The sequence below is a fragment of the Streptococcus sp. HMSC076C09 genome (assembly GCF_001837905.1).
Classification (GTDB): domain Bacteria; phylum Bacillota; class Bacilli; order Lactobacillales; family Streptococcaceae; genus Streptococcus; species Streptococcus parasanguinis_I.
The window spans coordinates 183,682-203,713 of record NZ_KV834606.1 but is presented as its reverse complement, the minus strand read 5'-3'; the positions used below and the strand labels follow the sequence as shown (position 1 = coordinate 203,713).

Sequence of the window (20,032 nt, the reverse complement as noted above, 5' to 3'; positions counted from 1 at the left end):
ACAGATTTGTCTTAGTCTTGTTGAATTCTTAGTCTACGTTCACGTATTCTTTTGAAAGTTCAAGAACTTCTTCCATTGTTGAACATTCAGTAAGAGCACGGTTAGCGTATTCTTGCATTTTAGCTGTGTCGAGTTTCTTCATCAAGCTACGTGTACGAAGGACAGATGTCGCTGACATAGAGAACTCATCCAAGCCCATTCCGACAAGAAGTGGAACGGCAGTTTGGTCACCGGCCATTTCACCACACATACCTGCCCATTTGCCTTCAGCGTGCGCCGCTTTGATCACGTTGTTGATCAAACGAAGGATAGATGGGTTATATGGTTGGTAAAGGTATGAAACTTGTTCGTTCATACGGTCAGCAGCCATTGTGTATTGGATCAAGTCGTTTGTACCAATTGAGAAGAAATCAACTTCTTTAGCAAATTGATCCGCAAGCATTGCTGCAGCTGGGATTTCAATCATGATCCCAACTTGGATATCGTCTGCAACAGCAACACCTTCCGCAAGCAATTTAGCTTTTTCTTCTTCAAGAATACCTTTAGCTGTACGGAACTCAGTCAACAAAGCAACCATTGGGAACATGATCCGCAATTTACCGTGAACAGATGCACGAAGCAAGGCACGCAATTGTGTACGGAACATTTGGTTACCTGTCTCAGAGATAGAGATACGCAAAGCACGGAAACCTAAGAATGGGTTCATTTCTTTAGGAAGATCAAAGTAAGGGAGTTCTTTATCCCCACCGATATCCATTGTACGAACAACCACAGGTTTACCATTCATACCTTCAAGAACTGCTTTGTAGGCTTCGTATTGGTCATCTTCAGTTGGGAAGTCTTGAGAATCCATGTACAAGAATTCAGTACGATAGAGACCAACAGCTTCTGCACCATTATCGTTTACACCTTCAACGTCTTTAGGTGTACCGATGTTGGCAGCCAATTCGAAGTGTTTTCCATCAGCAGTCACTGTTTTCGCATCTTTAAGGAGAGCCCATTCAGCTTTTTGTTTGGCATAAGCTTCACCAGCTGCTTTGAACTCTGCGATTTGTTCTTCAGTAGGGTTGATCACCACTTCACCAGTGATCCCTGAAACAGCCAAAACATCGCCATCTTTGACAAGTTCTGTGATGTTATTTGTACCAAGAACAGCTGCGATTTCAAGTGTACGAGCCATGATAGCTGAGTGACTTGTACGTCCACCGATATTCGTGACAAAAGCTTTTACATACTTTTTGTTCAACTGTGCTGTATCAGATGGAGTCAAGTCATGCGCAACCACGATTGCTTCTTCATTGATAGAAGCAGGGTTTGGCAATTTCTTACCAAGCAAGTTGGCAAGGACACGTTTGGTAACGTCACGAATATCTGCTGCACGTTCTTGCATGTAAGGATTGTCTTCCATTCCTTCAAAGATCGCAATGAACATGTCAGTGACTTCTTTCAAGCCAGCTTCTGCATTGATTTTTTTCGTACGAATCGTTTCTTTGATCTGACCAATCATTTCAGGGTCAGCAAGAACCATCATATGCGCATCAAAAACTTGCGCTGCTTCTTCACCAAGGCTTGCTACTGCATTCTCCCGAATAAGAGAAAGCTCGTTTTGTGAAGCTTCAAGAGCTGCATCCAAACGAGCTTCTTCTGCACTTGTATCTTCGACTGAAACAGTCTCAAATGATAAGTCTGGTTGAATGAGCAAATATGCCTTAGCAACAGCAACACCGTCAGATGCTGCAATTCCTTTTAGCATTTTTGTCATATTTTTAAGCCAATCCTTCTTTAGTCATTGTTTCTGAGATAGCTGCGATCGCATCATCAGCGTCAGCACCTTCTGCAGAGATTACAACGTCTGCTCCTTGACCAACACCAAGGCTCATAACACCCATGATTGATTTCAAGTTAACTGATTTACCTTTGTATTCAAGAGTAATATCTGAAGCAAATTTGCTAGCAGTTTGAACCAACAAAGTTGCTGGACGTGCGTGGATACCTGTTTCTGCCACGATGTGGAAATCTTTAGAAGCCATAGTTTGACTCTCCTTTTTAAAAATAGTTTTTGAGTTACCTTTTGATAACCCTTACAATTTGGTATTATATCATCTTTTGAAATTTTTTTCAAGATTTTTATCACTGACTTACAGAAAAAGACTGCGAAAAATCCCAATTTAGATACATTTTAAGAAGCACCTGAAGAATAGAGAACAAATCTTTTCAATTTTCTACTATATTATAAGTAACATTTTCCTCCGCTTTCAATGAAAAAAAGCTCTTGAACCACAGGATATTGATTCACCAAAAAATTATAACTAATTAAAGATGCTTTAAAGCCTATTCCTATCCCATTTCTTCGATTTTCACACTTTTCGCTCACCACAATATATTGTGCTTTGAAAACTCAATTTCATCTCTTTGCACAATATTTAGTTTTATTTTGTTGACAAGTTGCTGGATTTTGTTTATACTGTTTACAGATTTATATTTCGATAGGAGAACGGAAAAAAATGGTAACCATTTATTCAAAAAATAATTGTGTTCAATGCAAAATGACCAAGCGATTCCTCGATAGCAATCACGTGGAATACCGCGAAATTAACTTAGATGAACAGCCGGAATTTGTAGAGCATGTTAAGAACCTTGGTTTCAATGCTGCTCCAGTTATTCAAACACCGGATGAAGTATTTTCTGGTTTTCAACCAGCTAAGTTGAAGAAACTTTCTTAATAAACACAGTATTTTGCTTAAATAGGGTCTAGCGTTAGCAACCTAACACTAGACTTTTTACTTGGAAAGAGAGGACTTCTCCTCTTCATTTTTTTGAACTAGAAAAGGATTATTATGGGATTAAAATCTCTTGAAGATGTGACGTATTTTCGTCTTAACAATGAAATCAACCGTCCAGTAAACGGCCAAATCATGCTTCATAAGGATAAAGAAGCTTTGGATGCGTTCTTTAAAGAAAATGTTGTACCAAATACTAAAGCCTTTGACTCGATTACAGACAAGATTCAGTACCTTCTCGAGCACAATTACATTGAGAGAGCTTTTATCGAGAAATACCGTCCTGAATTTTTGGAAGAATTGGCCCAATTTATCAAAGATCAAAACTTCCAATTCAAGTCCTTCATGGCTGCCTATAAATTCTATAACCAGTATGCTCTGAAAACAAATGATGGAGAATACTATCTTGAAAGCATGGAAGACCGTGTCTTCTTCAATGCCCTCTACTTTGCGGATGGAAATGAAGCTATCGCGCGAGACATCGCAAACGAAATTATCCACCAACGCTACCAACCAGCTACTCCTTCTTTCTTGAATGCTGGACGTGCCCGCCGTGGAGAATTAGTTTCATGTTTCTTGATCCAGGTAACCGACGACATGAATGCGATCGGTCGTTCCATCAACTCTGCCCTTCAACTTTCACGTATCGGTGGTGGGGTTGGAATCTCCCTCAGCAACCTTCGCGAAGCTGGCGCACCGATCAAGGGCTATGAAGGAGCTGCTTCTGGGGTCGTTCCAGTTATGAAACTCTTCGAAGATAGCTTCTCTTACTCTAACCAATTGGGACAACGCCAAGGGGCCGGGGTGGTTTACCTCAACGTCTTCCACCCAGACATCATCGCCTTCCTTTCTACTAAGAAAGAAAACGCCGATGAAAAAGTTCGTGTCAAGACTCTTTCACTTGGTGTCGTCGTACCAGACAAGTTCTACGAGTTGGCGCGTAAAAATGAAGAAATGTACCTCTTCAGCCCTTACTCTGTAGAGCGTGAATACGGAGTGCCATTCAACTACATTGACATCACTGAAAAATACGATGAGTTGGTTGCTAATCCAAACATCCGCAAGACAAAAATTAAGGCGCGTGATTTGGAAACTGAAATTTCTAAATTGCAACAAGAATCTGGTTACCCATATGTAGTTAACATCGATACTGCTAACCGTGCAAACCCTGTTGATGGCAAGATCATCATGAGTAACTTGTGTTCAGAGATCCTCCAGGTTCAAGAGCCAAGCTTGATCAACGATGCTCAAGAATTCATTAAAATGGGGACAGACGTCTCCTGTAACCTTGGTTCAACCAACGTAGTTAACATGATGACTTCACCTGATTTTGGTCGTTCGATTCGTGCCATGGTTCGTGCTTTGACCTTCGTCACAGATAGCTCCCACATTGTAGCTGTTCCTACAATCGACCACGGAAACAGCCAAGCGCATACCTTTGGTCTTGGAGCCATGGGACTTCACAGCTACCTTGCCCAACAATTGATCGAATACGGATCACCTGAGTCTGTCGAGTTCACCAGCATCTACTTCATGCTCATGAACTACTGGACCCTCGTAGAATCAAATAACATTGCGCGTGAACGTGGTGTTACCTTCCACAACTTCGAAAAATCAGACTATGCCAACGGTACTTACTTTGATAAGTACACGACCGGAGAATTTGTACCAAAATCTGATCGCGTCAAAGAACTCTTTAAAGATATCTTTATCCCAAGTGCAGAGGATTGGGCAGAACTGCGTGCTAAAGTTCAAGCAGATGGTCTTTACCACCAAAACCGCCTAGCTGTCGCACCAAATGGATCTATCAGCTACATCAATGACGTATCTGCTTCTATCCACCCAATTACACAACGGATTGAAGAACGTCAAGAGAAGAAAATCGGTAAGATCTACTACCCTGCAGCAGGATTGTCAACGGAAACGATTCCTTACTACACTTCTGCCTACGACATGGATATGCGAAAAGTCATCGATGTCTATGCTGCCGCAACTGAACACGTAGACCAAGGTCTTTCACTGACTCTCTTTATGCGTAGCGATATTCCAAAGGGTCTTTACGAATGGAAAACTGAAAACAAACAAACCACTCGTGACTTGTCTATCCTTCGGAACTACGCCTTTAACAAGGGTATCAAGTCTATCTACTACGTCCGTACCTTTACAGATGATGGTGGAGAAGTTGGCGCCAACCAATGTGAAAGCTGTGTCATCTAATCCGCTATCCTAGATAGCTATCAAAAGTCGGTTCGCCGACTTTTTGTGCGGTATTCTATCAATTTATGGTAGAATAGTAACGATTGAATGAATAGAAAAAGAAAGTGATGCAAATGGAAACATACTACAAAGCCATTAACTGGAATGCGATCGAAGATGTCATCGATAAATCGACCTGGGAAAAACTGACAGAGCAATTCTGGTTGGATACACGTATCCCTTTGTCAAACGACTTGGATGACTGGAGAAAGTTATCTAATAAAGAAAAAGACCTAGTTGGTAAAGTCTTTGGGGGATTAACCCTTCTAGATACCATGCAATCTGAAACAGGTGTTCAGGCTCTTCGTGCGGATATTCGTACTCCCCATGAAGAAGCTGTCTTTAACAACATCCAATTTATGGAATCTGTCCATGCTAAGTCTTACTCTTCTATCTTTTCTACTTTGAATACTAAGTCAGAAATCGAAGAGATTTTCGAATGGACCAACACCAATCCTTTCCTTCAAAAGAAGGCAGAAATCATCAACGAAATCTATCTCAATGGGACCCCTCTTGAAAAGAAAGTCGCCAGCGTTTTCCTTGAAACCTTCCTCTTCTACTCTGGTTTCTTCACACCTCTCTACTATCTTGGAAACAACAAATTAGCCAACGTAGCTGAGATCATCAAGTTGATCATTCGGGACGAATCAGTTCACGGAACCTATATCGGCTACAAGTTCCAACTTGGATTTAACGAATTACCAGAAGACGAACAAGAGAAACTCAAAGAATGGATGTATGATCTTCTCTACACCCTCTATGAGAATGAAGAAGGCTACACAGAGAGCCTCTATGATGGTGTTGGCTGGACTGAGGAAGTCAAGACCTTCCTTCGCTACAACGCTAATAAAGCCCTCATGAACTTGGGACAAGATCCGCTCTTCCCAGACTCAGCAGATGACGTTAACCCAATCGTCATGAACGGAATCTCAACCGGTACCTCTAACCACGACTTCTTCTCTCAAGTCGGAAATGGTTACCTTCTCGGTGAAGTAGAAGCCATGCAGGATGACGATTACAACTACGGCCTATAAGACAAAAACCTTTCCATCTGGAAAGGTTTTTAAATATAGACAACCTATTGTTTTACATAAAACAGATAGATGATTTTCAAAAAGTGACTTTTATTTTTTGAAGATTAAAAACTTTCCGCCGTGAGAAAAGTGCTAGAAACACTATTGTTTCTAGCACTCGGGAGTTTTGGAACCTTAGGTCCAAAACTAAGTCATGGAACTTCTTTGATGTTCGCTGACGTCCGTACTCACCTAAGGAAAGTTTTTTAGAAGACTTTATCTTCAATCTGAAACCTTTCCAGACGGAAAGGTTTTTTTGCTGCAATCTTTTTCTAATTGGATCTGCTTCTTTTTTAAAAAAGAGGTTGGACAAACATCCAACCTTTCCATTATTACAATTTACCTGATACGGCATCCAACAATTCTTGGATTTTCGCTTGGTTGCTTCCTCCTGCCATGGCCATGTCTGGTTTACCACCACCACGTCCATCGACGATTGGAGCCAATTCTTTAATCACATTACCTGCATGTACCTCTTTTATCTTGCTGGCTACAAGGACATTCACCCTGCCACCGATTGCTGCGACAAGAACAAGGACATCAGAGTAGTATTTTTGTTTCCAGTTATCCGCAAAGGTACGAAGAGCAGTTGCATCTGAAACTGAAACTTGGCTAGCAATGTAACGGTGACCGTTTGCTTCTTGAACATTCTTGAAGACATCACCTGCTACAGCTGCTGCTGCTTTTTCCTTCAATTCTGCATTTTCTTTTTGCAATTGACGGAGTTGTTCTTGAAGTCCTTCAACCTTATGAGGTACTTCTTTGAGTTGAGGAGCTTTCAAGGTTGCTGCTACTGCTTTCAGAGCGTCTTCTTGTTCACGATAAGCTTCAAAGGCTTCCTTACCGGTCACTGCCAAGATACGACGAGTTCCTGATCCGATCCCTTCTTCTTTGACAATCTTGAAGAGACCAATTTCAGAAGTATTGCCTACGTGGGTACCACCACAGAGTTCAACGGAGTAGTCACCGATCGTGACAACGCGGACTTCCTTTCCGTATTTCTCACCAAAGAGGGCCATGGCTCCCATTTTTTTAGCAGTATCGATATCTGTTTCAATTGTTTCTACTGCGATTGCTTCCCAGATCTTTTCATTGACTTGTTGCTCAATAGCGCGTAATTCTTCAGGAGTTACGGCTTGGAAGTGGGTAAAGTCAAAACGAAGGAATTCTACTTCATTGAGAGATCCAGCTTGGGTTGCGTGGTTACCAAGAATATTGTGAAGAGCCGCATGGAGCAAGTGAGTTGCTGTGTGGTTCTTCATAACACGGTGACGACGATTGGTGTCAATGGCCAAGGTGTATTCTTGGTTCAAGGCAAGAGGAGCAAGAACTTCAACCGTATGGAGTGCTTGTCCATTTGGTGCTTTTTGAACGTCTGTCACAGTCGCTACGACATTTCCTTGAGCATCCAAGATTTGACCATGGTCCGCAACTTGTCCACCCATTTCAGCGTAGAATGGAGTTTCTGCAAAAATCAGTGATGCAGTTCCTTCTGAAACAGCTTCTACTTCAGCATTGTCTGCTACGATAGCCACCAACTTAGAAGGCAATTGACTAGCATTGTAGTTAAAGACACTTTCAACTGTGATGTTTTGAAGGGTTTCATTTTGCATACCCATAGATCCGCCTTTGACAGCTGATGCACGCGCACGCTCTTGTTGTTCCTTCATGGCTGCTTCAAAGCCTTCACGATCGACCGTCATGCCAGCTTCTTCAGCGATTTCTTCCGTCAATTCTACTGGGAATCCGTATGTATCATAGAGTTTAAAGACATCTTGACCAGCAATCACTGTTTGGCCTTTGGCTTTCAAGTCTTCTACGATGGTTTCTGCAAAGTGTTGACCTGAGTTCAAGGTACGAGCAAATGATTCTTCTTCACTCTTGATAATTTTTTCGATAAAGTCTTGTTTTTCAAGTACTTCTGGGTAGTAGCTTTCCATGATCTTCCCAACGGTTGGAACCAATTTATACAAGAAGGTTCCTTCAATCCCCAATTTTTGACCATGCATAGAGGCACGACGGAGGAGACGACGAAGAACGTAACCGCGTCCTTCATTACCAGGAAGAGCCCCATCTCCAATCGCAAATGAAAGCGAACGAATGTGGTCAGCAATCACCTTGAAGCTCATGTTGTCGCCATCTGGATCATAGGTTTTACCAGACATCTTTTCAACTTCACGAATGATTGGCATGAAGAGGTCTGTTTCAAAGTTTGTCTTCGCCCCTTGGATAACCGCCACCAAACGCTCCAAACCTGCACCCGTATCAATGTTTTTGTGTGGCAATTCCTTGTATTCGCTACGAGGAACAGCTGGGTCCGCGTTAAATTGTGACAAGACAATGTTCCAGATTTCGATGTAACGGTCATTTTCTATATCTTCTGCAAGAAGACGAAGACCGATATTTTCAGGGTCAAAGGCTTCTCCACGGTCAAAGAAGATTTCTGTATCTGGTCCAGAAGGCCCTGCACCGATTTCCCAGAAGTTGTCTTCGATTGGGATCAAGTGACTTGGATCTACCCCAACAGCGATCCAACGGTTGTATGAATCCTTGTCGTCAGGATAATAGGTCATGTAAAGTTTGTCTTTGGGGAAGTCAAACCATTCCGGACTTGTCAAAAGTTCATAAGCCCAGGTAATGGCTTCATCTCGGAAGTAATCTCCGATAGAGAAGTTCCCCAACATTTCAAACATGGTATGGTGGCGAGCAGTTTTCCCTACGTTTTCGATATCGTTGGTACGGATGGCTTTTTGAGCATTGGTAATCCGTGGATTTTCAGGTTTGATGGTTCCATCGAAGTATTTCTTAAGAGTGGCAACCCCTGAGTTAATCCATAAAAGTGTAGGGTCGTTTACAGGAACCAAGCTAACAGATGGTTCTACAGAGTGACCTTTGCTTGCCCAGAAATCAAGCCACATTTGACGGACTTGTGCACTAGATAATTGTTTCATATTTGTCTCCTAATTTTTTAAGATTAATTTGCGCCAGCTTCTAACATTTCGACATAATCGATGGCGACACAAAGTGAGATGACTAAATCAGCGTATTCATCCTCATACACCGATACTTGGTAGGTAGAGGTTAGATGAAAGAGTTCCTTGCTAATCTCAGCGACGATTTGATCCCGATCATCAAACAATTTGAATTCTAGGTCCCAGATATTTCCTTGTACCCTCAGTCCCAAATCTTCGATATCGTATTTGTCTCTAAAGAGCGTCAGTTTTTTATGGATAAAAAAGCGGTCCCCATCCTTCAACTCAACCACAAATTTGGGAAGAAAGCTGATTGTTTTTTTAGTAATGTGGCTCACTTCTTGTCCATTCTTATCATAGATGGTAAAAGTCTTGGGAATCTTAAGAAAAGATCCCTCAACCTGGTATTCAACATTTCCCAACTCATCTTTGATATCGAACCGCTCGCCACCCAATCGAAATTTTTGTTTCACTTGATAGGTTCGCATCTTTTGATCTCCTTTAAAAAGCTCCAGACAACTGCCCATAAACAAAAGACAAGCCACTAAACGAAGGGCGAAAAACCGCGGTACCACCTTCATTCAATGAACTTGTCATTCTTCATTTTATATGCAATTGTCTCAGCCGAGTAGCAAAATCATTTCCCTTCCATGGCTCGCACCCCCGCCACTTCTCTGATTCCGAGTAACAATGATTTATTCTCAACTATTTCATTATACAAGTTCCAAAAGGAACCGTCAACTATTTTTTAGATGATGAGCTGCTATCGCTCGTTTGAACACCGATATTTTGCAAATATTGGTTAAATGTTGATTTGAAGGCATCATCTTTGACCTTGATATTGGCATTGGTCATCGCTTTTGCAATAATGCTACGGATGTAGTTGGTATCTTGCTTACGACCATCAACAATGATCTCTTTCAAACGTTTTTCGTATTTCTTCCAGTCAGAGCCTTTTTCTGTCTTCTTATTCAATTTGACAATATAGTAGCTAGCAGAATAGTTTTGACCTGCTGAAACTGTGATCACATCTGAAATCCCATTTTCATCCAACTTAAAGGCAGCTTCTTTGACTTGAGATGGAATATCTGCTGTTCCTGAATCAAACTTGACTTCGCCACCTTTGTCTTTTGTAGCAGTATCTGTTGAATTGTCTTTGGCGATTTGGGCAAAGTCTGCACCTTCCGCTTTAGCTGCTTCCAACACTTCTTTTGCTTTATCTTCTGAATCTAACTTGATAATTTGTGCTGTTACTTCTGGTGTGTAAGATTCAAAAGCCGCCTTGTAGTCAGACTCTTTGATATCTTTCTTAGCAGCTTGGTTGACTGCATATTCCAACAACATATTGCTACGGATTTGTTTCTTCGCTGTTTCTTCCGTCAAGCCTTGTTGCGCCAAGTAAGCATCGAATTGCTTGCCTAATTGTTTCTTTTGTTTAGCCAATTCTTTATCGACTTCTTTATCAGAAACTTTTGATCCATATTCTTTTTCAAAGACTTTATTGATGGTCATTTGGAAAAGAACTTGTTGAGCACCTTGGTTGTTTTTGATTTCATTATAGAAATCAGAAACTGTAATCGTGTCCCCTTTCATGGTCACGATATCTTTGTTTGTGCCATTGGCACACGCTGCTAGTGTTACGACTGATAGCAAGGTCACAGCACCTGCTACAAGTTTTTTCTTCATGAAAATTATTCTCCGTTCCTTTTTAAACTTCTTCTATTTTACCACAAATTAGAGAGAATACCTTAAATTTACCTAAAAAGAGCTAGGATCTGGCAAGGTTACAGTCTCTGTATTTTTCCGAATCATCAAAATACCATCTCCAAGTGGCACCAAACTAGCGGTCAAATCTGGATGATTGAGAGTCGCATGAAAGAGGTTCTGAAGCCCCCGGTAAATGGTTCGTTGCCCACGACGCACTTCCATGATGTCCTTGGCAACATCTCCTCCTTGGAAAATATCATCCAATACCACGACTCCCCCAACCTCTAAGAGTTCGAGAATTCGTGGCAAAAAGACGATGTACTTAGACTTAGCAGAGTCCATAAAGACAAAGTCATAGGTCTCTGTTAAATCCTGCAAGACATCTACTGCATCTCCTTCAAGCAAGGTGATTTGTTTTCTCTGATCGTATTTAGCCAGATTTTCCTTGGCAAAGCCAATCATCTCTTCATTCCGATCAATAGTGGTAATTTGTGCATCGGGAGCATTTTCAGCCATTAAGAGCGCTGAAAATCCAATTGCTGTCCCAATTTCCAGGATTTTCTTTGGTTGTAGGGCTTGCAGGAGTAGTCTAAAGTAAGCTACCGTTTCATGCGGAATAATCGGAATATTTTCCTTGCGGGCGAATGCTTCTAACTCCTCCAAGGCACCTGCTACCGGTTTTTGACGCGTGCGCATAAAGTCAACGATCTCGTCTTTAACCACTGGCCGGCGCATATTGTGGTTGGCATTTTTACTATAAGACTCTACCATCTTATGCGAGTCCTAATTTTTCTACTAGGGCTTCAAATTCATTCAACCGACGTTCAAAGACCGCAAAGGCTGCGTCCAAGTAGTCTTCTTTTTCCATATCCACACCTGCTTTGCGGATGACATTGAGTGGATAATCAGAATTTCCAGCTTTCAAGTAGTCGATATATTTATCACGATCTTCTTGTGTTCCATGAACAATCTTTTCAGCTAAGGCTGAAGCTGCTGCAAAACCTGTTGAATATTGGAAGACATAGTAGTTATAGTAGAAGTGAGGAATCCGAGCCCATTCATATTGGATCTCAGGGTTGTCATCTTTTGAAAGACCGTAGTATTTCTCATTGAGTTCTGCATAGAGGTTATTCAAGAACTCACTAGTCAATACCGTACCTTCTTGGTCTGCTTTATGAATAGCATGCTCAAATTCGGCAAACTGGGTTTGACGGAAGACGGTTCCACGGAAACCATCCAAGAAGTGATTCAAAATAGCAAAACGAGTTGCATCGTCTTCTACTTCTTCTAACAGACGTTCGGTCAGGATATTTTCATTGGTTGTAGAGGCGATTTCGGCAAGGAAGATGGAATAGTCCCCATAGACATAAGGCTGGGTTTCACGGGTATAGCTAGAATGCATACTGTGACCAGTTTCATGCACCAAGGTGAAGAGATTATCCAATGTATCTTGCCAGTTCAACAACATGAAGGCATTGGTATCATAAGAACCACCTGAATAAGCACCTGAGCGTTTTCCTTGGTTGACATGCACATCAATCCACCGTTCGCTGAAGGCACGTTTTACACGAGAAAGGTAGTCCTCACCCAAAACAGCCAAGACTTCTTCTGCTTTGGCCAATGATTCTTCATAGGTAAACTTGTAGTCTGTATCAGATAATGGGGTATACATATCGTACATCTTCAAGTCTGAGATTCCAAGAATTTTTGAGCGCAATTGCACATAGCGTTGCAAGAGTGGCAAATGTTTGTTCACCGCTGCTACCAAGCTATCATAAACACTTTCTGGTACAAAGTTTTCAGAAAGGGCCGCTTCACGAGCAGATGAGAATTTGCGAACTTTGGCATTAAAGTTATGAACTTTCACATTGGTTTGCAAGGTTTTAGCATAGGTATGTTGGTACTGTTCATAGACCTTGTAGAGACCTTCGTAAGCTTCTTTACGAACGGCACGATCTTTTGATTCTACCAAAGAAATATAGTTCCCATGGGTTAATTGAACTTCTTCGCCCTTGTCATCATGTACAGTTGGGAAAACAATATCTGCATTGTCCAAGATTTCAAAAGTTTCTCCACCAGCCGCAAAGATCTCACCAGCTCCTGCAAGTAATTCCTCTTCTTTTTGAGACAAGACATGTTCTTTTTTCTCAAGCAAACGATCAAAATAATGACCATATTGCTCCAAGTCTGGAACCTCACTCACAAAGGCCTTGTATTGCTCATCCGTAATGGCCATGAATTCAGGCTCATAGAAGGCAAAGGTTTCGCCTAACAAGCTATAAAGAGACATCCCTTTTGATTGGTACTCTTGGTATTTAGCTACTCGTGTATCTTGGTCATTTTTCATATGGGCATAGACGTAGACCTTTTCTAAGCGACGGCTCAATTCCAAATATGCATTGGTTGTATCCAAAAGTGTTTGCGCTGAATCCAACAAATGACCAGCATAGTGGCTTGCTGCTTTAATATCTGCAGCTAAGCTTGCTGCTTCTTCTTCCCAAGCTTGATCTGTCGCAAAAATTGTCGACAAATCCCATTGGTATTTTTCATCAATTTCATTACGTTGTTTTACCATTTCGATTAATCCTCCAATGTTACTATTTTAGCATAAAAATGAACATTTCGGGAGGATTTCTATCTTAGAAAGTTAGCTTTTCTGCTGATCATAAAAACGTGGGGGATAGAGGATCTGAACAGGTTGGATCCCTTGCGACTGATAATAGGTCATAAATTGCTGGTAGTAACCTTCTACATCCTCTTCAATTTGAAGCAAGTTCTGTGAAAGGATCGGACGACAAAGAGGATAAAAGAAATCCAGCCCCAGTTCCATCAGATGGTGTCCCTGCAAATAGAGTTCTTCCTGAAGCTTCAGCCACCTTGGGTGACGATAAAAGAGCTGCTGCTGTATATACGTTAAAAATGTACGATCGAGCTCGACTGCCATTTGCTGCATGGGTTGCGAAAGATAAGGGGTTCGTAAGACTTCTAGTAAGGACCTTTGACCAAAAGGGAAAATTTCTGTTTGATAATGCAATCGCCCTCGTAAATCCTCATGGATGAGGTATTGCAGACGTAACTCTTTCTTTGTCAGATCCAATTCCCAAAAATGGAACCCGTGATTCTGACTAAAATAAAGAAAGCCAGCCTGCAGCTTTGTTAGTCTTTTCTTGAGCCACAACTTTTTACCAAGTAACCAATAGACCTGGTAACCATGGGATCGATAAGCATCGCTTCTCTCCTTCAAGCGTTCTAAAGATAGGGAGCTACACTGCACTTCCAAAGCTAAATTCTTGTCTACTACCAAAAGATCGGCAATTTGTTGAAAATCTGCTAAATAACTTTCTACTTCTGTATGAGACTCCTTAGAGGCCCAATCATAAAGACTGGCTTTCAATTCCAGATGTTCAAAACTCTCAGCTTCGTGATGGTAGGGACAATGCTGTAATTTTACATGAGCAAAATGAGCCCGTAGAACCGAGCCATTTTTTAGACGCACTGGACTATGACAAGCTAAGCAATAGAAGGGACCTTCTGTCACAGCTGGGATCTCTTCCATACAGTTCCACCGCTTTTGATTGTTATCCATAGCAATAAACATAGCCCCACCTCCTCATCTATATCATTCGAAAAAAATAAGAAAAAGGCTGGAAATTTCCAACCTTTTTTTGCTATTATTCGTCAGAATCTGAGTCTGAATCGTCACTAGAATCATCAGCAACAGGAGATTTACTCAATTCTTTCTGCATATCTTTCATTTCTTTACGAGTACTTTCCAACTCTTCACGAGCATCTTTCAAGATTTCGATCAAAGCTTCACGGTCTTCTTTAGGAACGACTGTGCTATCTGAACCGATGCTTTCCAAGCCTTCATTAAAGATATCTTTTTGGTTTTCTAATCCTTGCTTTAAGGTACTAATCATTGCATCGTATTGTTCTTTTGCAGAACCTGTCACAGAAGTACCTGCTTCTTCAGTAATAGAAACAGATTGATCCATTAATTTTGCAAACAACTTTTTAAAGTCTCCAACTGTTTTAGCCTTGCTGATTTCAGCGTCTGTTAAGAGGCTAGAAGATGAAGTCTCTTCTGAATCTGTTGAAGTATCCTTGCTTTTTGAAGTGTTGGCAGATTTGCTCGTCACTTTAGTAGTTGATTGACTATTTGAAGTTTCCTTCTTTGTGTCTTGTTTATTTGAACAAGCAGCAAGGGAAACAATCGTCAAAAGAGCAGCTGTCGATAAGATCATTTTTTTCATAAAATGGTCTCCTTTATATTTATTTTACCTCATTCTACCATCGAATACTTTGACTGTCAAATTAATCACTAGTTCTTAATAATAGCAAAAAAGTTGGACAAAACACTGTGAAATCAGTGTTTCTGTCCAACTCCTCGATGATTAGTCATACAATTTTAACAATTTCATTAGTCTACTTTGCCACCAAAAAGTCCGTGAGCTTTCCCTTGGGGCATTTTTAAGGCAAAGCTCAGCAAAAAGACGATCCCTACAACCCCTGCTAAAAAGAAACTCATGACTTGGTAACCACCTCTTTCAATACAGAGGGCTGCGAGGGGTTGTAAAAGAATGGTTCCTAAATAACGGGCTCCTTGGACAATGGCCATGGCAAGAACCAAGTCTTTGCCATTCACCTGTTGGGCAATAAACCGTAAGGAGACCATAATCAAAACCATCCCTGTTGTATGCTTGGCTAAGAGAGTCATTATCACTTTTAAGAAGACAGGACTTGGAAAAGCATAGACAGCATATTGAGCGAAAATAATTCCAATTGGAAGAGCGATCAAAACCCGTAAAGGCCAGTGGTCCATGAATCGATCAGAGAAAAAGATCAAGGGGGCTTCCACTACGACGGAGATAGCCACAACTGTTGAGGCAATATGAACTGGTAGACCACTATCCATGAGTAGCTCAGGAATATAGGTATGACCAATATTTCCAACCCCTGAAGCCAAGCCAATCAACACAATAAAGAAGAGATAAGGTCCATTGTGAAGAAGAGGACGAATAGAGACAGGGTGTTTTTCCTTTTCTACGACTGTCTCTTTTTTCTTCATTCGAACCGCACTTAGACAGAAAATGCTGAGTAAAATGGTGATCAAAACCGTATAATAAACAGCTTGGGGGCTAAACTGATGATAGACCCAGCCGGCTATTTGGACACCGACCGAGTAGCCAATGGTTCCCCAAACGCGAATCTTCCCAAAAGCGTATGGACTTTGCGTTGCAAATACTTCCATCATGGGAGCTGTCCCATTCAAACAGACTAGAACAATTCCGTAAAAAACGGTCAGCCAAAAGAGATTGGGGGCCCAAAGAAAACCGAAGACACCACCAATGATCACACTCAGACTGAGGGTCGTCATTTTTACGATTCCAAATCGCTCATTGATATAACCAAAGAAGGGTTGGGCTACCATGGATAAGAAAAAAGCAACCGATACCAAGGTCGACACTTGGGTTGCACTATAGTGCTTTCCCATCAAATAGACGGAAATGAGGGTCGTAAAGAGAGATGTGGACATAAAATAAAAACTATAGAGCAACATATAAGCCGCATAAGAATTTCGGAATTTTTTCATATGAATCCTTTCTAAAAATATCGGAATGAGACAATGACAAAACCCAACTGACAATCAGTTAGGTTTTATTTTACTCTTTATTATAGCGCTTTTGAGCCTCTTTTTTGCGTCTCTCACGACTTTGTTTTTCAATCGAGAGAATGATGACAAGAATGAGAATTGGAATCAAGATCAGGAAGTGATCCAGCGAAAGCCATTTACTGTGCTTAGCCGTTGTCTTTTTCCCACTTGCTGTTTCTTTGACAAGCTCTGGCTTGGCCCCTTCTTCTACCTTCATATCATCTCGGATACCTTCAGACAAGGTGTAGAGATCATTATCTACTGTCAGATAGCCATTTTTTACCGCAAGGGTCGGTTCTTTAGCACCTTTTTTGACCGTTGCATAGAAGGGTTTTTCAAGTGTATAGGTCTTGCCGTCAATCTTCTGGACACCTGCATCTAGCAATTTTTTATAGCCAAAATCTTTATAGGCTTTTTCGATCAAGGCATTGCCAAACGGGTGACGGTAATATTCCCCATCTTGGTCTGCCCAATCTCCTACGCCCATAATGACAGCAATTAAGCGCTGATTGCCCCGTTTGATGGTCGCGATATAGTTGAAAGCTCCACGAGGGCTTGAACCAGTTTTCAAACCATCCACACCTTTCAAGGCATACTTGGCTCCTGGCAATGAATAATTGTAGGTATCAAAGGTTTCCTCATATGGAGTCCCTTTTTTGACCGTGACTTGTGCTTGATTGGTATAGTTTAAAATATCTGGGTATTGATTGATAAAATGATAGACCAAAATCCCTAAATCACGCGCAGTTGTCTGGTTGGCCGCATCGTTTGGATAATTGTTGACCTGATAGTAGCCTTGCAAGGTGGAGATGGCCGCCCCACTCGGGTTATTCCAGACCGTGTTGGTCATCCCTAATTCCTTAGCCTTGGCATTCATGCGCTCGATAAAGGCATCTGGATCATTGTTGGACATAAGATTGGCCAACATGAGGGTCGATACCTTTGAGGATGGAACCACTGTCATGGTAATCAACTCAGGAATTGTGTAGTCTACTCCAGCAACAATATTATTATTTGAGATTTCATAGATCTTTCCGATCGCTTGGTCTGAAGCGGTCGCCTTGATCACTGTATCCTTACTGATCTTGCCATTTGCCATATCTTCAAACAAGAGATAGAGCGTCATGAGCTTACTCATGCTGGCAGGATCTCTGACTTCATCGATATTGTCTTTCCAAAGAACATTGCCCGTATTTCCGTCAATAACAAGCGAAGAATGTGGACGGTTAATGGCTTGGACATTGTCATTTGGATACATCTTTTGCGCCATATCCACCAATTCATCCGCACTCGCTAGAATTGGCTGGCATAAGAGACTCAGAAGGAGGCAAATATGGATCAAATATTTTTTTATCATAAACTTTTCCTTTATAACAGACTAATCAGCTGGAGGCTAAAATAAGCTTCTAGCCCTCATGCCCTTTCCTCTTGTCTCCCAGTAGATGAAAAGAGCTAATCCCAGCAGATAATTACTTGTATTGTACCATATTTTGAAGCAGAAAAAAACCTATCTGGCCCGAATAAATCGGCGATAGGTCCTGTTTTTTATCGATTTAACAAGCTCAAGGCTTCCTTATCCGCAATAATGGTCACATTTGGATGTCCTTGAAGGGCACTAGCTGGCACTTTTTCTGTCCTTTCACCCTCTACTGTACCTTTGATTGCTTGGGCTTTTGATTCCCCATAAGCAAACAAGACAATTGATTTCGCAGCTAAGATATTGGCAATCCCCATCGAAATGGCTTGGGTTGGTACATCTTCGATCTTATCAAAGAAACGAGAATTAGCTTCAATGGTAGAGGCATCCAACTGAACTAAGTGGGTCTGACTATCAAAGGATGTCCCTGGCTCATTAAAACCGATATGCCCATTGCGTCCGATTCCCAAGATTTGAAGGTCCACTGGATGCTCTTCGAGTATTTTGTTATAACGGATCACTTCTTGATCGGCAGATTCTTCTACACCCGATGGGAGATAGCTTTCTTTGAATGGTTTGGCATCAAAGAGATTTTTCTCCATGAAATACCGATAAGATTGAGGATCATCTCCCGTCAACCCTACGTATTCATCTAAGTTCACACTGATTAGATTAGACAGATCCAAATCACTTTCACGAATTTGTTTATAAAACTCAAGGGGACTGCTTCCAGTCGCAAGACCTAAGGTTTGAGCACCTTCCTTTAAGGTTTCTTTTAATATATCAAAGGCAACTTTTCCACCTTCAATTTGGTCCTTTACTTCAATAATTTTCATTGGATAGACCTCCTATTTCTCTATGCTTTTATTATATGGTATAGACCAATTTTTGTCAAGTGAAACCGCTATCTTTTTCTGGCATTTTTTTCATTTTCAAGTCGATTCGTGATATAATGAAAGGTATGATTGTATCACTATTATTCATCATTTTTTTGATCGGACTCCTTGTCTTTCTCTTATCTTTCTTGATTCATCAAAGAAAGATTCTCAAGGTCCTGATCTTTTTGATGGGAATCAGCCTGATGCTCTTAGCTGTCGGGACTACCATCTATCTACTCACAAATTTATTATAAAAGGAGCGCAAATGAATACTAACGACTTTGACTTTGATTTGCCTGAAGAACTGATTGCCCAAACCCCTCTTGAAAAACGAGATGCCTCTAAACTCCTGATCCTCGATCGAAAAACAGGGCAATTCCAAGACCGTCATTTTGATGCAATTTTGGATGAATTGGAGCCAGGAGATGCTCTTGTCATGAACAATACGCGCGTTCTACCTGCCCGTCTTCATGGGGTCAAACCAGAAACAGGTGGTCACGTCGAATTCCTTCTCCTTAAAAATACGCAAGATGACTGTTGGGAAGTCTTGGCAAAACCCGCAAAACGCTTAAAGGTAGGGGCTACAGTCAGCTTTGGAGATGGTCGTTTGACCGCAACCGTCGAGGAAGAATTGGAACATGGAGGGCGCATCGTTCGCTTCCACTACCAAGGGATCTTTTTAGAAGTCTTGGAAAGCCTTGGTGAAATGCCACTTCCTCCCTATATTCACGAAAAGCTTGCTGATCGCGAACGCTACCAAACCGTTTACGCCAAAGAAAATGGTTCTGCTGCAGCTCCGACGGCAGGTCTTCATTTCACCCAAGAATTGCTCCAGAAAATTGAAGCAAAAGGGGTTCACCTGGTCTATTTGACCCTTCATGTGGGCCTGGGAACCTTCCGTCCAGTATCTGTGGACAATCTTGAAGACCATGAGATGCACTCTGAATTCTACCAACTTTCTGAAGAAGCTGCTGCGACCCTTCGTCAGGTAAAAGCTGCAGGAAAACGCATCGTGGCCGTCGGAACGACTTCTATTCGAACCCTTGAAACGATTGGCAATAAATTTGATGGAGATATCCAAGCCGATTCAGGTTGGACCAATATCTTTATCAAACCAGGTTATGAATGGAAAGTCGTCGATGCCTTTTCAACCAACTTCCACCTTCCAAAATCAACTCTGGTCATGTTGGTTTCTGCCTTTGCTGGCCGTGAATTAACCCTCGAAGCATACCACCATGCTATTCAAGAACGCTACCGTTTCTTCAGCTTTGGGGATGCCATGTTCATCAAGTAAAG

At 41.5% G+C, this 20,032-nt stretch carries 16 protein-coding genes; 4 read left to right on the top strand and 12 right to left on the bottom strand.

Features of this window, described 5'->3' with window-relative positions; translation table 11 throughout:
• Positions 1-28: 28 nt before the first annotated feature.
• The gene (gene ptsP / locus HMPREF2704_RS00995) at positions 29-1,762 is read right to left on the bottom strand and encodes a phosphoenolpyruvate--protein phosphotransferase (protein ID WP_003006414.1); all 1,734 of its coding nucleotides are present in this window, start codon (positions 1,760-1,762) and stop codon (positions 29-31) included.
• Between the two features lie 4 nt (positions 1,763-1,766).
• Positions 1,767-2,030, bottom strand: coding sequence for a phosphocarrier protein HPr (locus HMPREF2704_RS00990; RefSeq protein WP_003006411.1), 264 nt, complete (start codon positions 2,028-2,030; stop codon positions 1,767-1,769).
• A 474-nt stretch (positions 2,031-2,504) separates the two neighbouring features.
• Here HMPREF2704_RS00990 and nrdH point away from each other — a divergent pair, with 474 nt between their 5' ends.
• The 3 genes from nrdH to nrdF all read left to right on the top strand — a co-directional run bounded on the left by nrdH (position 2,505) and on the right by nrdF (position 6,070).
• On the top strand, positions 2,505-2,723 hold the full coding sequence (gene nrdH / locus HMPREF2704_RS00985) for a glutaredoxin-like protein NrdH (protein ID WP_003006408.1): 219 nt from the start codon (positions 2,505-2,507) through the stop codon (positions 2,721-2,723).
• A gap of 114 nt (positions 2,724-2,837) precedes the next feature.
• Positions 2,838-4,997 (top strand): class 1b ribonucleoside-diphosphate reductase subunit alpha, encoded by a 2,160-nt coding sequence (gene nrdE / locus HMPREF2704_RS00980; RefSeq protein ID WP_070845432.1) that lies wholly within the window; start codon positions 2,838-2,840, stop codon positions 4,995-4,997.
• A 113-nt stretch (positions 4,998-5,110) separates the two neighbouring features.
• Positions 5,111-6,070 carry a class 1b ribonucleoside-diphosphate reductase subunit beta gene (gene nrdF, locus HMPREF2704_RS00975; RefSeq protein WP_037608336.1) on the top strand — a complete coding sequence of 320 codons (960 nt, stop codon included), beginning with the start codon at positions 5,111-5,113 and terminating at the stop codon, positions 6,068-6,070.
• A 371-nt stretch (positions 6,071-6,441) separates the two neighbouring features.
• On the opposite strand, the gene alaS is transcribed toward nrdF, so the two are convergent.
• The 10 genes from alaS to HMPREF2704_RS00920 all read right to left on the bottom strand — a co-directional run bounded on the left by alaS (position 6,442) and on the right by HMPREF2704_RS00920 (position 18,694).
• A complete protein-coding gene (gene alaS / locus HMPREF2704_RS00965) occupies positions 6,442-9,060 on the bottom strand; it encodes an alanine--tRNA ligase (RefSeq protein ID WP_070845430.1) in 2,619 nt (872 codons plus the stop codon).
• Between the two features lie 23 nt (positions 9,061-9,083).
• Positions 9,084-9,569 (bottom strand): LURP-one-related/scramblase family protein, encoded by a 486-nt coding sequence (locus tag HMPREF2704_RS00960; protein ID WP_003012021.1) that lies wholly within the window; start codon positions 9,567-9,569, stop codon positions 9,084-9,086.
• A gap of 253 nt (positions 9,570-9,822) precedes the next feature.
• On the bottom strand, positions 9,823-10,767 hold the full coding sequence (gene prsA, locus HMPREF2704_RS00955) for a peptidylprolyl isomerase PrsA (RefSeq protein WP_049496749.1): 945 nt from the start codon (positions 10,765-10,767) through the stop codon (positions 9,823-9,825).
• A gap of 72 nt (positions 10,768-10,839) precedes the next feature.
• Entirely contained in the window at positions 10,840-11,559 is a 720-nt protein-coding gene (locus HMPREF2704_RS00950) for an O-methyltransferase (RefSeq protein ID WP_049496750.1), read from the bottom strand.
• A 1-nt stretch (position 11,560) separates the two neighbouring features.
• The gene (pepF, locus tag HMPREF2704_RS00945; protein WP_070845429.1) at positions 11,561-13,363 is read right to left on the bottom strand and encodes an oligoendopeptidase F; all 1,803 of its coding nucleotides are present in this window, start codon (positions 13,361-13,363) and stop codon (positions 11,561-11,563) included.
• Between the two features lie 72 nt (positions 13,364-13,435).
• Positions 13,436-14,386: a competence protein CoiA family protein gene (locus HMPREF2704_RS00940; protein ID WP_070845428.1), complete on the bottom strand. Its 951-nt coding sequence runs from the start codon at positions 14,384-14,386 to the stop codon at positions 13,436-13,438.
• A 73-nt stretch (positions 14,387-14,459) separates the two neighbouring features.
• Positions 14,460-15,041: an LptM family lipoprotein gene (locus HMPREF2704_RS00935; protein WP_070586536.1), complete on the bottom strand. Its 582-nt coding sequence runs from the start codon at positions 15,039-15,041 to the stop codon at positions 14,460-14,462.
• A 167-nt stretch (positions 15,042-15,208) separates the two neighbouring features.
• Positions 15,209-16,381, bottom strand: a complete 1,173-nt coding sequence (locus HMPREF2704_RS00930; protein ID WP_070845427.1) for an MFS transporter — start codon at positions 16,379-16,381, stop codon at positions 15,209-15,211.
• Positions 16,382-16,451: 70 nt separating this feature from the next.
• Positions 16,452-17,798, bottom strand: a complete 1,347-nt coding sequence (locus HMPREF2704_RS00925) for a DUF1958 domain-containing protein (RefSeq protein WP_070845426.1) — start codon at positions 17,796-17,798, stop codon at positions 16,452-16,454.
• 188 nt (positions 17,799-17,986) lie between these two features.
• A complete protein-coding gene (locus HMPREF2704_RS00920; protein ID WP_049499268.1) occupies positions 17,987-18,694 on the bottom strand; it encodes a glucosamine-6-phosphate deaminase in 708 nt (235 codons plus the stop codon).
• 307 nt (positions 18,695-19,001) lie between these two features.
• On the opposite strand from HMPREF2704_RS00920, the gene queA reads away from it, so the two are divergent.
• Complete coding sequence (gene queA / locus HMPREF2704_RS00910; RefSeq protein WP_003006367.1) at positions 19,002-20,030, top strand: tRNA preQ1(34) S-adenosylmethionine ribosyltransferase-isomerase QueA; 1,029 nt, start codon at positions 19,002-19,004, stop codon at positions 20,028-20,030.
• Positions 20,031-20,032: the final 2 nt, after the last annotated feature.